The organism is Chryseobacterium sp., assembly GCF_029240215.1.
Taxonomy (GTDB): domain Bacteria; phylum Bacteroidota; class Bacteroidia; order Flavobacteriales; family Weeksellaceae; genus Chryseobacterium.
Genome location: NZ_JARBTK010000002.1, coordinates 129,882 through 144,270, shown reverse-complemented (window position 1 = coordinate 144,270; position 14,389 = coordinate 129,882). Strand labels below are relative to the sequence as shown.

At 29.0% G+C, this 14,389-nt stretch carries 13 protein-coding genes; 9 read left to right on the top strand and 4 right to left on the bottom strand.

Going from position 1 to position 14,389, the window contains the following annotated elements:
* Positions 1 to 249 precede the first annotated feature (249 nt).
* The 4 genes from K0R77_RS04570 to K0R77_RS04555 are packed head-to-tail and all read right to left on the bottom strand — an operon-like array spanning position 250 to position 5,738.
* Positions 250 to 1,098: a thiopeptide-type bacteriocin biosynthesis protein gene (locus K0R77_RS04570; RefSeq protein WP_300349094.1), complete on the bottom strand. Its 849-nt coding sequence runs from the start codon at positions 1,096 to 1,098 to the stop codon at positions 250 to 252.
* A gap of 12 nt (positions 1,099 to 1,110) precedes the next feature.
* Positions 1,111 to 3,342, bottom strand: coding sequence for a lantibiotic dehydratase family protein (locus K0R77_RS04565; protein ID WP_300349092.1), 2,232 nt, complete (start codon positions 3,340 to 3,342; stop codon positions 1,111 to 1,113).
* Positions 3,342 to 5,543, bottom strand: coding sequence for a prolyl oligopeptidase family serine peptidase (locus K0R77_RS04560; RefSeq protein ID WP_300349089.1), 2,202 nt, complete (start codon positions 5,541 to 5,543; stop codon positions 3,342 to 3,344). The genes K0R77_RS04565 and K0R77_RS04560 overlap by 1 nt, the downstream gene beginning before the upstream one ends.
* Positions 5,544 to 5,549: 6 nt before the next feature.
* Complete coding sequence (locus K0R77_RS04555; protein WP_300349087.1) at positions 5,550 to 5,738, bottom strand: hypothetical protein; 189 nt, start codon at positions 5,736 to 5,738, stop codon at positions 5,550 to 5,552.
* 207 nt (positions 5,739 to 5,945) lie between these two features.
* On the opposite strand from K0R77_RS04555, the gene K0R77_RS04550 reads away from it, so the two are divergent.
* From K0R77_RS04550 to K0R77_RS04510, 9 genes are all read left to right on the top strand, one after another.
* Positions 5,946 to 7,688, top strand: a complete 1,743-nt coding sequence (locus tag K0R77_RS04550) for a helix-turn-helix domain-containing protein (protein WP_300349084.1) — start codon at positions 5,946 to 5,948, stop codon at positions 7,686 to 7,688.
* A 202-nt stretch (positions 7,689 to 7,890) separates the two neighbouring features.
* Positions 7,891 to 8,133: a hypothetical protein gene (locus K0R77_RS04545; protein ID WP_300349082.1), complete on the top strand. Its 243-nt coding sequence runs from the start codon at positions 7,891 to 7,893 to the stop codon at positions 8,131 to 8,133.
* A gap of 19 nt (positions 8,134 to 8,152) precedes the next feature.
* Complete coding sequence (locus K0R77_RS04540) at positions 8,153 to 8,353, top strand: hypothetical protein (RefSeq protein WP_300349079.1); 201 nt, start codon at positions 8,153 to 8,155, stop codon at positions 8,351 to 8,353.
* 61 nt (positions 8,354 to 8,414) lie between these two features.
* Complete coding sequence (locus K0R77_RS04535) at positions 8,415 to 9,353, top strand: hypothetical protein (RefSeq protein ID WP_300349076.1); 939 nt, start codon at positions 8,415 to 8,417, stop codon at positions 9,351 to 9,353.
* Between the two features lie 63 nt (positions 9,354 to 9,416).
* Positions 9,417 to 9,608 (top strand): hypothetical protein, encoded by a 192-nt coding sequence (locus K0R77_RS04530; RefSeq protein WP_300349073.1) that lies wholly within the window; start codon positions 9,417 to 9,419, stop codon positions 9,606 to 9,608.
* A gap of 100 nt (positions 9,609 to 9,708) precedes the next feature.
* Positions 9,709 to 10,647, top strand: a complete 939-nt coding sequence (locus tag K0R77_RS04525) for a hypothetical protein (protein WP_300349070.1) — start codon at positions 9,709 to 9,711, stop codon at positions 10,645 to 10,647.
* Positions 10,644 to 10,817 (top strand): hypothetical protein, encoded by a 174-nt coding sequence (locus tag K0R77_RS04520; RefSeq protein WP_300349067.1) that lies wholly within the window; start codon positions 10,644 to 10,646, stop codon positions 10,815 to 10,817. The genes K0R77_RS04525 and K0R77_RS04520 overlap by 4 nt, the downstream gene beginning before the upstream one ends.
* The gene (gene gwsS / locus K0R77_RS04515; RefSeq protein ID WP_300349064.1) at positions 10,807 to 11,895 is read left to right on the top strand and encodes a grasp-with-spasm system SPASM domain peptide maturase; all 1,089 of its coding nucleotides are present in this window, start codon (positions 10,807 to 10,809) and stop codon (positions 11,893 to 11,895) included. Before K0R77_RS04520 ends, gwsS begins: the two co-directional genes overlap by 11 nt.
* A gap of 11 nt (positions 11,896 to 11,906) precedes the next feature.
* The gene (locus K0R77_RS04510; RefSeq protein ID WP_300349061.1) at positions 11,907 to 14,102 is read left to right on the top strand and encodes a peptidase domain-containing ABC transporter; all 2,196 of its coding nucleotides are present in this window, start codon (positions 11,907 to 11,909) and stop codon (positions 14,100 to 14,102) included.
* Positions 14,103 to 14,389: the final 287 nt, after the last annotated feature.

Sequence of the window (14,389 nt, the reverse complement as noted above, 5' to 3'; positions counted from 1 at the left end):
ATTTTGTTCTAAAACTTTAATTTTTTCTTTCAATATTTGTAATTCTTCTTTTAAGTTGATTCTATTCGATTCAATATGTTCCTCATAGATTTCATCAACTTCAACATCTAAAAGTATTGAAATTCTCATCCATTCCAGATCAGTTATTTTGTCTTTCCTGATTCTCTTTTTGGTATTGGGTTTGGCTTATTTTAAAATATTATTTATCTCATTACTTAATTGGACTGTTTTGGTTTTAATTATTAAGTTTTAATGAAGGCTATAAAATGCTAATGATTTATAATACCTTACTAGATAATCATAAATCACCATTTCAAATAATCTTTGGTTAGAAACAAAGAGTCTGTTGATATTCATGTGGAATATGCTTTGAAAAAAACTTTGTAAAGAAATTTCCAGAGATTGGTTTTGATGATGCTGAAGAATACTTTGCAATACAGAAATAAATTCTTCTATGTGAAGAATAATGGCATTTCTTTCATCCGAAAACTCATCCGACTGTATAAAGTTGATTAATTTTGGTTTGAACTCTCTGTATTTTTTGTCTAACTGGCTGTTGAGAGTTTTGTCTGCATTAAATTCTTCTTTAAAAGAATCATTATAATTTCTAATCCAAGCAAGCTTTTCCTGAATTCCAAGATTGAGCTTATTCAATATTTCATTAATATAAAAAATACTGAATATCACCTTATCTTCATCATCGTAGGGCAGACATAGTAACGTAAATTCGCTGTTTTTGTGAAATAATGTTTCGGCTTCTTCTATGGTATTTTGTCCATAACGTTCAATTTCTCTGTTATAAGTTTCAATTGAAATATTTGAAATTTCTCCGCTGTCAGTAAACTCTTGAAGCTCTTCGTGTATTTTGTTAAGAACGGTAGTGTAATCCTCAGTATTATTTAAGCAAAGCCGTACTCTTAAATGCGGTTTTGGATCATGATAACGAATAAAAAACCATTTTAAAATGTAATTATTTGTCAATAAATATTCTGTCAGAGGTTTTATTGTTTCCTCTAAAATAAGGTCAGAAGTTTTAACACCTGTATAAACTTTCAGATATAGCCATTCTGTTGCTGGAGTAAATTTCCTCTTGTCCATTATTATTTTTTTCTACTTGTAAAGTGGAAAAATAAATTCACGCCTAAAATCATCATTCTCATTGTATAAAAACTCTTCAATCGTAATCGATTTTTCACTTTTTATGGTTTGTATAAAAAGTTTTGCCATGTCATAATTTTCTAAGTTCATGGGTAAAGTATTGTCAGATTTCACCCATTGTATCCATTGGGGAATTTGTCTTTTATTTTGCCATATTTTCATTTGTGGAAGGAATTCATTTTTATTGTTCATCATTGATTCTAATGATGCAATGTCTTTTTCTGTGATATTCCATTGGGCTTTTGATAAGATAATGTTTTTGTATTCTATTCTTGGTAGAAATTTATATATCTGAGAAAGACCTCCCCAATTGAAGTGTAAACCTGTCCGAGTATTTTGTGACTGTAAATCACATAAAAAATGGTAAACTGGCAGAGCATTATGATGATAATTATGTGCATTAGTCAAATAAGGTTTTATATCCTTATTCAGTTTTTTTGAACGCAATACTATTCTGTCATTTTTTAAAGAAATATAGAGATCATCGACAAGAATTTGGTTTTCTTCCGGTAAAACAGATGCTGCTAAATACGGGATTTCATATTTACGAAGCGTAGGTCTTCTGATGATGTTTCCTATTCTGGCTTCAGGTAGATATATGATTTCTGCTAAAATCTCACTATTGTCATGCTGATCTGAGTTTATCCTGAGCTTGTCGAAGGAAAGCATCTCTTCTTTTTTTGTAATCTCTTTTGTTAATTTTTGAAGAGTAGATTTTTCTGAACAGAATCTTCCTAAAAGGTTTGCGGCACTGCTTCCTCCAACACTTCCGATGCATAATTTCTCGTTATTATTTTCAGAGATGATTTCTGCCATAACGGATAAAGTATCCGGCAAATCATACCATGTCTCTTCGAAGTCTTTTACGTCATCATCGTTTAATGAGATCGTAAATTGATTTTCTAATAAAGCTTCCTGTAACTTTTCGTTAAGGATTCTTTGAAATGGTGTTAGCTGAATGTGAAGATTTTGTTTCTTTTGAGAATTAGGAAGTTTCAAATCTTCTAAATAGGGATGAATTCCTTTAACACTTGTGTTTTGAAGGTAGCCTATTCCTATTTCTGTATCTAAAACATAAGATAGTGGGATTTCCTGAGTTTCAAATCTATCATAAAATGCTTTTTTAAAATGTTTAAAGGGAGTGTCTTGGCTTTGTAAAGTGATTTTATTGAGAAAACTCAAGCTTTTTTTGATTTCTTTTTTCCAATGAGTTGAGATTGTAAATTCATCTTTAAGATAAACGTCTGTCTGGAAGAGATATTTTTGCTCATAATCTGTCTTGAAAGATTTAATCAAATCTTCAATTTCCAAATATAAAGAAGCCGGATTTCCAAAATGCAAATCTAATTGATTGAGTTTTTCTTTGATGTTTTTAAGAATCTGAACTTCTGTTTTAGCCTCAATTTTTTTCAGCACGGAAATGAGAATATCTAAATAATAGCATCCTGAAACATTGGGTTCCAATTCACTTACCAAAACCTGATTATCAATCAATTCTTCTATGAATTCTTTGGCTTCTTCATTACTTATGTCATTTCCTGTAAGAATTTCTGCAATTTGGAAGATAGTTTTGCCTCGTTTAGAGAAATCTAATATCTTGGATAGTTCTGCAGAAAGTGGAGCAGAGGAAATAATATAATCTCTTTTTCCTTCTTTATATTCGTACTCTACGTAACGGATTCTCTTCCCTATTTTATAAATACTATTATTGGGGAAATATAGAAGTTGACTTCTGATGTCAGGATTTTTCTCCAAAATCTTCGAAAGAGAAACGAGCAAGTGCATATCCAATTTTGTATCTCTCACTTGCAATTGGCTGTTGTCAGAAAGGTTGTTGTTTTCTGTTTCTTCTTGATTAAATTTCCCCAAGCCAACCCCTGAAAAAAGTCCGAATGGCGTACATCTCGTACTCATTCTGATATAGTATTTTAGAATGGTGTTTTTAAGTTTTTGGTGTTGACTTGAGGATAATTCTTTTTCTGAATCTAACCAGTTTTTTAATTCTTTATATAAATTTGGCGATGCCAAATAGATTGCCTCTTGAAAAATGACATTACTACAAATTTCTTTTAATTCTATATCCGAAAATGCCTTTTTAACTGCTTCTTCCTGAAAGCTTCTGCGTGAAAATAAAGGAGTACGAACTACATACTCTTCAAAAAAACGATAAGGGAATTGGGACATTATTTACTGTTTTCTTTTGGCTGATAATCTGGATGTCCTAATTGCCAAAGCGCAAAGGCAAATATATCACCTATATTTGCATATCGTTGTGCTACAGGAATGGAGCCTCCATGACCTCCCTCATAATGTATTTTCAATAGGATTGGATTTTTAGAACCATTATTTGCTAATACTTTAGCAACAAATTTAGTAGACATCCATGGTTTAACTCGAGGATCGTTTATTCCTGCTACAACTAACATTGCCGGATATTTTTCTCCTTTTTTAACATGATGATAAGCATCCATTTCCAATAAACCTTTAAACTCTATGGAATTGTTAGGATCGCCATATTCTTTAATAGTCGTACCTCCTGTCCCATTTTTTTCGACCCTCAAAGTATTTAACACACCCGATTCTATAATAACAGCACCAAATAAATTAGGTCTTTCAGTAACAGCTCTTCCCATAAGAATACCTCCAGCGCTTGCTCCTAAAAGAGCTATTTTTTTTTCTGATGTATATTTTTGTGCAATTAAATATTCCGAACAAGCAATTAAATCATTCCACGAATTTGGCTTTTTAAGTTTTTGTCCATCAGCATGCCATTGATCTCCTTTTTCTCCTCCTCCTCTTACATGAGGTACAGCTACAATACCTCCTTGATTTGCCCAAAGCAGATAACTGATAGAGAAATAAGGAGAATAAGATTCTGCAAAAGCTCCATAACCATTCATTAATACAGGAGAGGTTCCATCCTTTTTGAGATTTTTATTATATATTAACGACAACGGAACTTGTGTGCCATCATAGGATTTTACAGTAATCTCCTCTACGATAACGTCTTTGAATTCTGGATATTCAATAGCGGGGACAAGATTTTCTAAGCTAAAGTTATTTGTTTGTAATGTGTACCTAAAACGTTGTACATCATTTGCCCAACCAGAACAAGATACCCATATATCAGAAAAGTTTTTGCCTTTTGATTGTAAATCTATATTTCCAGATATATAAGGTAACTTAATTAAAATATTCTTTCCATCTTTATATAAAAACAATTTTGCTTCAACACCATTTGTATTGGTCGTATAATAAATACCATCACTAGTGACTGTATAGTCTTGCAACACTTCATTCTCCTTTTCGGGAATTAATATTTTTGGATTTTTAAAATCCGGATTTAGTATATTGGTTTTACATAGCTTATAATTAGAAGAATTATATCCCGAAAGAAAAAAAAGATCATTGCCAATTAATCGTATATTATGTACTTTACTATCCTTTGTATAAAGTTTTTTCCAATTCATCTTTCCATTTAACAAATCTTTTTTACTAATAATAAATGTATTTCTGAAATCTTCTGAATCAACCAAGATACCAATATAATATAAGTCGTCTGAATTAAATGTAAGTATTGCAGGATAGCTTTCTTTGCCAATATTCAGTTCTGGATTGTTTATATTTGAAAAGACATCTTTCAACTTTTTAGGGTCTTCACCTATTTTATATAAAACTAAACGAGTATTCTTGGCAAATAAACTATCCTTATTATCAATAACTGGATAATAGATATAAAAAAAGCCCGAATTATCTTCCAGCCACTTAACCCCTCCTATATTGGACGGATTCGTATTTGTAATAATTTCAGGAAGGACTGTTTTTTTCTTAACATCCATTATTATTACTTCGGATAATTCTTTACCTTTTTCAGTTAAAGAAATAGCTAACTTACTACCGTCCCAGCTAGGAGATATTAAATTGATTAAGTATTTATGTTCAGATTTAGAGGAAGAATTTTTATCTATTAAAGAATTAAAAGATATTGGATCATATAGTAATTCTTCTTTTCCTAAGAACCCATTTCTGTAGTAGACTTTTGCAGCAGTTTCCCCAGCATTTTTTTTAAGATAAAAATATTTATTATTACTAATTATTTTAACATTAGAAATTGAATAAAGTTGTCTTTTGTCAAGTTCTAATCTTTTTTCCAAATAATAATTCCTATGTGGGATTGAGTTTAATAAAGAATCAGTATAGCTTGATTGGGATTTCATCCAATTGACAACCTTAACATCTTTTAAATCCTCCAAATTTCTATACTCATCAACTATTTTCAAACCAAAATATTCATCTGAAACAGGAAAAGATGATGCTAAATTATACTTTTGAGCATTTAAAAATATTGTTAAAAAAATAGTAATAATAAATATTATTCTTTTCATGCTATTTTATATATGTAGACTGTCGTCTTTCACTTTGCTGGCATTTTCTGGAAACTTACAATCGCCACCATCACCACCATCACCATTTTCTAATCCTCCGTTTCTAGTTCCTCCATAAATTTTACTAAGATCATTAATTTTAGTGATTTGTAGTTTTTTAAGTGATAACTTTTTAACTTTTTCTTGTTTTTTCATTTGTAAAAATTTAAAATTGTTCACAAATAAATGTATATTTTCTCAAATATAAAAAATTATAATTTATAAATTCATGAATTTATAGATAGTATAAAACTATGCAGATTAATAAATTACAAATAAAATTAGTGAGAATTAAATTATAATCCTTTACTTAAAAGAATTATTGAAATTTATAATATTTTTGTAAAGTTATTAGACAAACGGATGAAAATTAAATATTCCTTTTTATTATTTCTATGCTGTTCATGGTATAGTATGATATGTGCTCAAAAGCATAAAATCTTTGGTGATACTTTATCTATATACAATTATTCAGAACTTGAAAATAAATTTTATAATTTTAAAGGGAGTAATAAGATTAATGAATCTAAATTGATAGCTCAATACTATCTTGAAAAAGCAAAAAAAGCAAAAAAGCAAAATTATATAGCTGAAGGATATGTATTAATGCACTATAACAGAACTCTTTCAATGTCATTAAAATATATTGATAGCTTAGAATTTATTAAGAGAAATTCACAAGAGGACAGTTATCCTACTAGAATTTATTTGTTGAAAGGAAGATTGTATTATGATTCTGACAATGAAAAGCTAGCACTCAACAATTTTATCAATGCTTTAAAATATGCAAAAAAAAATAAAAATAAAAGGCATATTGCTATCGCAGAAATTTATTTAGCATATCTCAATAATTACATAGGTAAGCATGCAGAAGCAGTTAAAGTATTGCAATATTATTATGATAATGGCGATTTTCTAGATGATAATGAACATGAGCATATAAGGTTAAATCTAGCAAATACTTTATTAGACATAAACAAGCTACAACCTTCCTTGAAACTGATTCATGAAGGATTAAATAGTACGTCTAAAAGAGGAGAAATAGACAGATATAATCAATATTTATCCCTTTTTGGCTTATATAACCTAAAGTCGAAAAATTATCAAATTGCTATTGATAATTTAAATAAAAGCAAAAATTATTTTTCAACTCAACCAAATGATTTAAATTTAAATTATGCTCTTTTGTATTTAGGACAGTCCTATTCGGGATTACAAGAAACTGAAAAAGCAATTGATTGTTTCACAAAAATTGATTTCCATATACAAAAAACAAATAATATATTTCCTGAGCTTAAAGAAGTCTATCCTTATCTGATTGATTATTACAAAGAGAAAAATAATAAAGAAAAACAACTATATTATATTGACCGTTTTTTGACTGTTTACAAGGAACTTGATTCTAAATTTAGATACATATCACGAGAATTACCTAGAAGGTATGATGCGCCTAAACTTCTGCAAGAAAAAGAAAATATAATCCGTGAAATTGAAAATAAGAAAACGATTTCTTATATGTTCATAGGATTTTTACTATTGAGTTTATCTCTGTTAATTCTGCTATATTATCGTTCTAAAAAAGCTGAAAAGCGACATAAAAAAATTGCACATGATTTGCTTCAATCTATAGCTAATAATCATAGTGAAAACAAAGTGGAAAATTCTGAGAATATAACTTCAGGAGATAATCTAAAAGATAGGACTAACAGAGTTATTGCCGAAGATGTAGCAGAGACGATTCTTAAAGAATTAAATCTTTTTGAAACCAAGGAACATTTTTTAAAGAAAGGAATAACATTAACCACACTAGCAAAAAGAATAAAAACCAACTCCAATTATCTGTCAGAGATTATCAATACTCATAAAGAAAAAAACTTCAATGTTTATCTCAATGATCTGCGAATAGATTATGCTATTAGCAGATTAGCTAAAGACAAAAAATTTCGTTCGTATAAAATACCTTTTATTGCAGAAGAGCTAGGATATAATAATGAACAAGCATTTACTTTGGCTTTCAAAAAAAGAACTGGAACCCCTCTTAGTATTTATTTGAAAGAAATTGAAAAAGTAGAAACAACTTTTCAAAAAAAAGAAACAAACCCTTAAAAGCCAATATTTTGCAATTTATATATTTATGAATTTATATATATAAATTCATAAATATATAAAGTATTTGTTTGTTTAATTATGGAATCTTAATGCATATTTGCTTCAACAAAAAACAAAACCATTTATTTTTGAGTATGTGCGCAGTACAAAATTATATATAGAAGATTGTTAATTGTTAAAAACCCATGCCAGGGATTGTATGGCAAAAAATAAATATTTAAATTTTATTTTTTTAATTATGAAAGTAAAAAAAATTCTTAAACCAAATGAGATGAGTAAACTATTTGGGGGTAAAGAAGTCGCAACAAGCGGTAGAAAAGTAACTGATTCTTCAACAGGATGTACATCACAAGTTACGGATACTTATCAGGACAATAACGGTAATGGTAAGTTAGATTGTGGTGAATCTCATACCGAAACAATGACTATCGTGTGTCCATAACCTTTAAAAAATTATTCTTATGAAAAAAATTCTTGAAAAAAGATCATTATCTAAAATTTTCGGTGGTAAAGAAGTAACGACCGGAGGTAAAACTACATCAACTTGTGATAATACTACGTGTACTACTACACAAACTGATTCTTTTGATGACAAAAACAACAATGGGATTAGAGATAATAATGAGTCTGGAACATCAACAGTTTCGACTGTTTGTAAATAAAATTTATTATTAAAATAATTTACTGTTCCATATATTGGAGCAGTAAATTTTAATATACGATATGAAGAATATTTTTATTATAATATCTCTTACCTTTAGTAATCTTTTTGTTGCTCAAAAACTTTCTGATTCATATAATTATATTTATGCAGCAGAAGTCTTTTTAAAAAATAAGCAATACAATAAAGCTTTGCTTTGTTTTGAAAAATCTTTTGAAAACAAATTAACAGATAACCCCGATTTCTTATTAGATGCAGCATTTTGTGCTTTTGAATTAGGAGAAGATAAGAAAGCATCTGTTTTATTAGAGAAGTCTATTTTATTTTACAGAACACCTCTCGAATATTTAAAAACACATGACAAATTAAAAAAATATATTTCCAACAAAAATTACTTAAGAGTTATTAAAGATTATGAAAATCTTTATGCAAAATCATTTTCAAATATTCATAATATTCAAAATTATTTTGAAATTGAAGAGTTAAAAACGCACGATCAATTTGTTCGAAACTTGGATCAATATCATTCTGGATCAAAAAATCAACAATATTTGGATTTCAAAGAAAATGTGACTGACAAAACAGATTCTATAAATGCAGCTAGATTAATTGAAATCTCTAAATCTCTAGGTTATCAGAAGAATTCTTGGTTAATTTTATGGCATCATAGGCTTTCTTTTAAGCAAAATGATCCTTTCTGGAATTTTTTTAAACCTCTTTTAGAAAAAGAAATAGCAGTTGGAAATGTTGAACCTTCTTTTTTTACACCTTTTGAGGATGTAGTAACTTCTGTATTTGATAAAAAACAAAAATATGGCACGCAAAAACCATATCAATTTTATCCGATAGAAGATATTAATAAGATAGATTTTTATAGAAGTCAAGTGGGACTTCCTCCATTATATTATGAGTATTTCATTTACGGTGAAACATTACCAGAAAATTACACTCTTACTTATAAAGAGTTTGAACAAAAAATCATGGAAAAAATTAAAATGTAATATTTCCATAAAATATCACTCATTCGATATACCAATAATATTTATAAATAAAATAGAATAATTATGAAAAAAAAGAAAATTTTAAAATCTCTAGATATGAAAAAAATATTTGGAGGAAAAATCATTAGCACACTGTCAAAGTATAAGACAGCCGACGGATGCACTGTCACTCATAATGATTCGTTTGATGACGCAGATGGTAATGGAGTATATAATCAAGGAGAAAAATTTACATCAACAATGACGATAGAATAAAATTGATTTCTAAGTAAATTCAATTTTTGAAAAATTTACATATTGCATGGCTGTCAATTTTAGGCAGCCATAAAATTTTATACTGAATTAATTTTATAACATGATTAAACTAATTTCTACCGATGATGATGTATCTTCAAACAATATCGCAGAATTTTTAGTAGGTTTTAATGCTACTTTTTTAAGGCATAATATAGAAGAGTTAACATCCGTAACAATATATTTAAGTAATGAAAAAACAGTACTTCCTTTTGAAAATACTTATCATAGACGGGGAAGAATTAATACTTTATCTAATGAACACAAGAATGAGATATTTTATGATTATTTAATTAAAGAGGAAAATCCTGTCATAAAATCAATTGAATATATATCGAAAAATCAAAACGGGAATAATTATGTTGGAGAATACAATGAAGAAGAACAACATAATAAAATAATAGATCTTTTTTTGGCTAAAGAAATAGGCTTCATCATTCCTAAAACATTGATTTCAAATTGTAAAAATGAGATTATTTCATTTTATAATGAATGTAAAAAAAAAATTATTACAAAATGTATAAAATATCCTTTAGAAGTAACAACTAAGGAGTATCAAATTTTTGGCAAGAATACTTTTTTAGTTAAAAAGAAAGATATAATATCATTAGCTGAGCTTAATTCCTTTGGATTATACCAAGAATGCATTAAGAAAAAATATGAAATTAGAATATTTGTATACAAAGATTTAATTTTTTCTATGGCTATATTTTCACAGCAAAATAAAAAAACTATTTTAGATTATCGAAATTATGATGAAAAAAAGCCTAATAGATATGTTCCATATAAGTTACCCGATGAAATTGAAAAAAAAATTAAACATTTTTTTAAATTGAAAAATATTAATACGGGTTCAGTGGATGTCATTGTGAATAATGATAATGAATATATATTCTTAGAAAATAATCCACAAGGACAATTCGATTGGTTATCAAAAAATTGTAATTATTATATTGAAAAAATTATTGCTCAAGATTTATTTTTAAATAACATAGAATGAAAAAAAAAACATCAATTTATATTTCAAATCACGAGAAAATTTTAAAAAACACAAATGAAATTCCTGTTAAAAATGAGTTGATACACATAAAAAAAATAAATACTAAAAATTATTTAAACCAGAGCTTTTATAAACCCATAACAAAATTATTAAATCTTGATGAACTTTGAAAAGTTAGTTTTGTACCAAAATTGTATCCCTATAATTGGTAGCAAAAATGCGATAATATGTGATTTACAAAATAATGATTATACACCTATTTCTATTGATTTATACGAATTTATTATAAAATATAATAAAATTTCTGTTAATGAAATAATTAGAATTGTAGGAGAAAAAAAAACCAAAAAACATTTAACTTTTCTTCTGAAAAATAATTTTGCTTTTTTAGATTCAAATATTAATTCTTTTCCTGATCTAAATAAAAACTTTGAATACCCTTTTAAAATATCAAATGCAATAATTGAAGTTAATAACAATTTTAATTTTAATTTAATATTGAATCAATTAGACGAAATTAATTGTAAGCATGTTGAATTTATAATCTATGAAAACGGCTTAGAAAACTTAGTTAAATTGATGACAACCATTACTAATAAATCATCGATAATATCATCTATTGGGATTGTAATTAGTTTTGAAGTTAAACTTTCTGAGCAGAGATTAATTCGATTATTGAAAGAAAACCCACGTATAGTCTATATGTATGTTTTAAACAGTAAAGAAAATAATTTCACTCCTCCAATAAGATGGAATAACACGGGATATATTATTTATTCAAAAGATTTTTTAAAAAGAAACATGTGCGGTACTATTTGTAAGAGTTATTTTGCTCCAAATATTCAAAATTTTTCGGAATCTCTTAATAAAAATTCTTGTCTTAATAGGAAAATCGCTCTTGATATTAATGGTAATATTCGCAATTGTCCTTCAATGTCTCAAAGCTTCGGCAATATAAAAGACACAACTTTAGAAGAAGCATTAGATCACAAAGATTTCAAAAAATATTGGAATCTTACCAAAGACAAAATAGAAGTTTGCAAAGATTGTGAGTTTCGTTATATTTGTACAGATTGCAGAGCTTATACTGAAAGAACCCATGAAAATAAAGAGGGATTAGACATTTCAAAGCCTTTAAAATGTGGCTATAATCCTTACACCGGAGAATGGGAAGAATGGAGTACCAACCCTCTTAAAGAGAAGGCGATAAAGTATTATGGTATGCAAGAGTTAGTTAAGAAAAATTAAATCACAATTAATTGGCAAAAAAATTCCCCTTTTACCTTCAACCCGATTCCAAAGATTGTGGTCCCACATGTCTCAGAATAGTCAGTAAACATTACGGAAAAAGCATTTCGTTGCAGCAGATCCGTAATCTTTCCGAAACAACAAGAGAAGGAAGCAGTTTGCTTGGTTTGAGCGATGCTGCTGAAGATTTGGGCTTCCGTTCTTTGGGAGTGCAGATCGATTTTAATACGTTGGCTGAAGAAGTCCCGTTCCCGTGTATTGTACACTGGAACAAGAATCATTTTGTAGTTGTTTATAAAATTGATAAAAATAACATTGTTTACATTTCAGATCCGAGTTATGGTTTGATTACTTACACACGAGAAGAATTTATCAAACGATGGATTGGCGAAAATGCCAACGAAAACACGGAAGAAGGAATCGTATTGATCCTTGAAACCACTCCCGCATTTTTTCAGACCGAATTTGACGATCAAGAAAGTAAAGCAAGCTTTTCTTTTCTTTCAAAATATTTACTGAAATATAAATCGTTGATCGTTCAATTAGCGGTCGGTTTATTAGCAGGAAGTTTATTGTCTCTTATTTTGCCTTTCCTTACTCAAAGTATTGTGGATGTGGGTATTCAGAATCAGGATCTGAATTTTATCTATTTGGTTTTATTGGCCCAGGTCATGCTTTTTCTTGGCAGAATGGGAATTGAAGTTATCCGAAGCTGGATCTTACTTCACCTTTCCACCCGAATCAATATCTCGATTATCTCAGATTTCTTTATTAAATTGATGAAACTTCCAATCAGTTTCTTTGATACGAGAATGACGGGAGACATCATGCAGAGAATCAATGACCATCACAGAATTGAGCAGCTTTTGACCAATTCTTCTTTGAATACATTATTCTCATTAGTCAATCTGATTATTTTCAGCATCGTTTTACTGTTTTATGATTACAGGTTATTTGTTGTTTATCTTGTGGGAGCGATTTTGTATATCGGATGGATTACTTTTTTCCTCGGAAAACGAAAAGAGCTAGATTATAAAAGATTTTCACAGGTTTCCCAAGAACAAAGCAAAGTCATTGAATTGATCAATGGAATGCAGGAAATCAAAATGCACAATGCCGAAAAACAAAAACGTTGGGATTGGGAGTTTCTGCAGGTTAAATTATTTAAACTGAGAATAAAATCTTTGTCTTTAGAACAATGGCAGTCCGTAGGTGGAAATTTTATCAATCAGATGAAAGACATTTTGGTGAGTTTTCTTTCTGCAAAATTGGTTTTGGAAGGAAACCTTACTTTGGGAATGATGCTTTCCGTTCAGTATATTATCGGGCAATTAAACAGTCCGCTTTTACAATTAATTGACTTTATCAAACAAACTCAGGATGCTAAAATTTCTTTAGAAAGATTAGGCGAAATTCATGATAAGGAAGATGAGGAAAGCAAAGACGAACAATATGCCACCGAAGTTCCGGAAAAAGACATAGAAATCAGCAATATGTCTTTCAGGTATATCGGTTCAGATGTTCCTGTTTTTGAAAATTTAAGTTTAAATATTCCTTACCAAAAAACAACAGCAATTGTTGGAGCCAGCGGAAGCGGAAAAACGACGCTTTTAAAATTATTAATGAAATTTTATGAGCCGAACGAAGGCGAAATAAAAATTGGAAACACCCAGATGAAAAACATTTCGCCAAGATTCTGGAGAGATCAGTGTGGAGTTGTGATGCAGGAAGGGTATGTTTTTAATGATACGATTGCCAATAATATTGCAGTCGGTGAAGATTATGTGGATAAATCAAAACTTAGAAAAGCAGTAGAAATTGCCAATATTAAAGAGTTTATCGAAGGATTACCATTAAGTTACAACACAAAAATCGGAAACGAAGGATTGGGCGTAAGTGGTGGACAAAAACAAAGACTTTTTATTGCAAGAGCCGTTTACAAATCTCCTGAATATATCTTTTTCGATGAAGCAACGAGTGCTTTAGATGCAAATAATGAGAAAGTTATTATGGAAAACCTTGAGCGGTTTTTTAAAGGAAAAACTGCCATTGTGATTGCCCACAGATTATCAACGGTAAAACATGCCGATAAAATTATTGTTTTAGATAAAGGTAAAGTTGTGGAAGAAGGAAATCATGCGGAATTGGTGGCTTTAAAAGGTGAATATTACAGACTCGTTAAAAATCAACTTGAATTAGGTAATTAAATTTAAAAAATAAATCATCTATGTCAGAATTAATTTCTACATTTAAAAGAATTTAAAAAGCGTAATCCGAAAAGCTATAAGAGTAGGAAAAATTAAAACAAATTATTATTATGAAAAATTTAAAAAAACTATCAAGAGAGAATTTAAGAACAATTAAAGGGGGAGCTTGGTGTCTTGGTTGTGGGTGTGCTACAAATGGTGCTACAAATTTCTTTAATGGTGCTTGTGTAGTATGTGAAAATAATGTTGTTGTATTATGCCAATTTCAGCCATGCGAGCTATGCTAG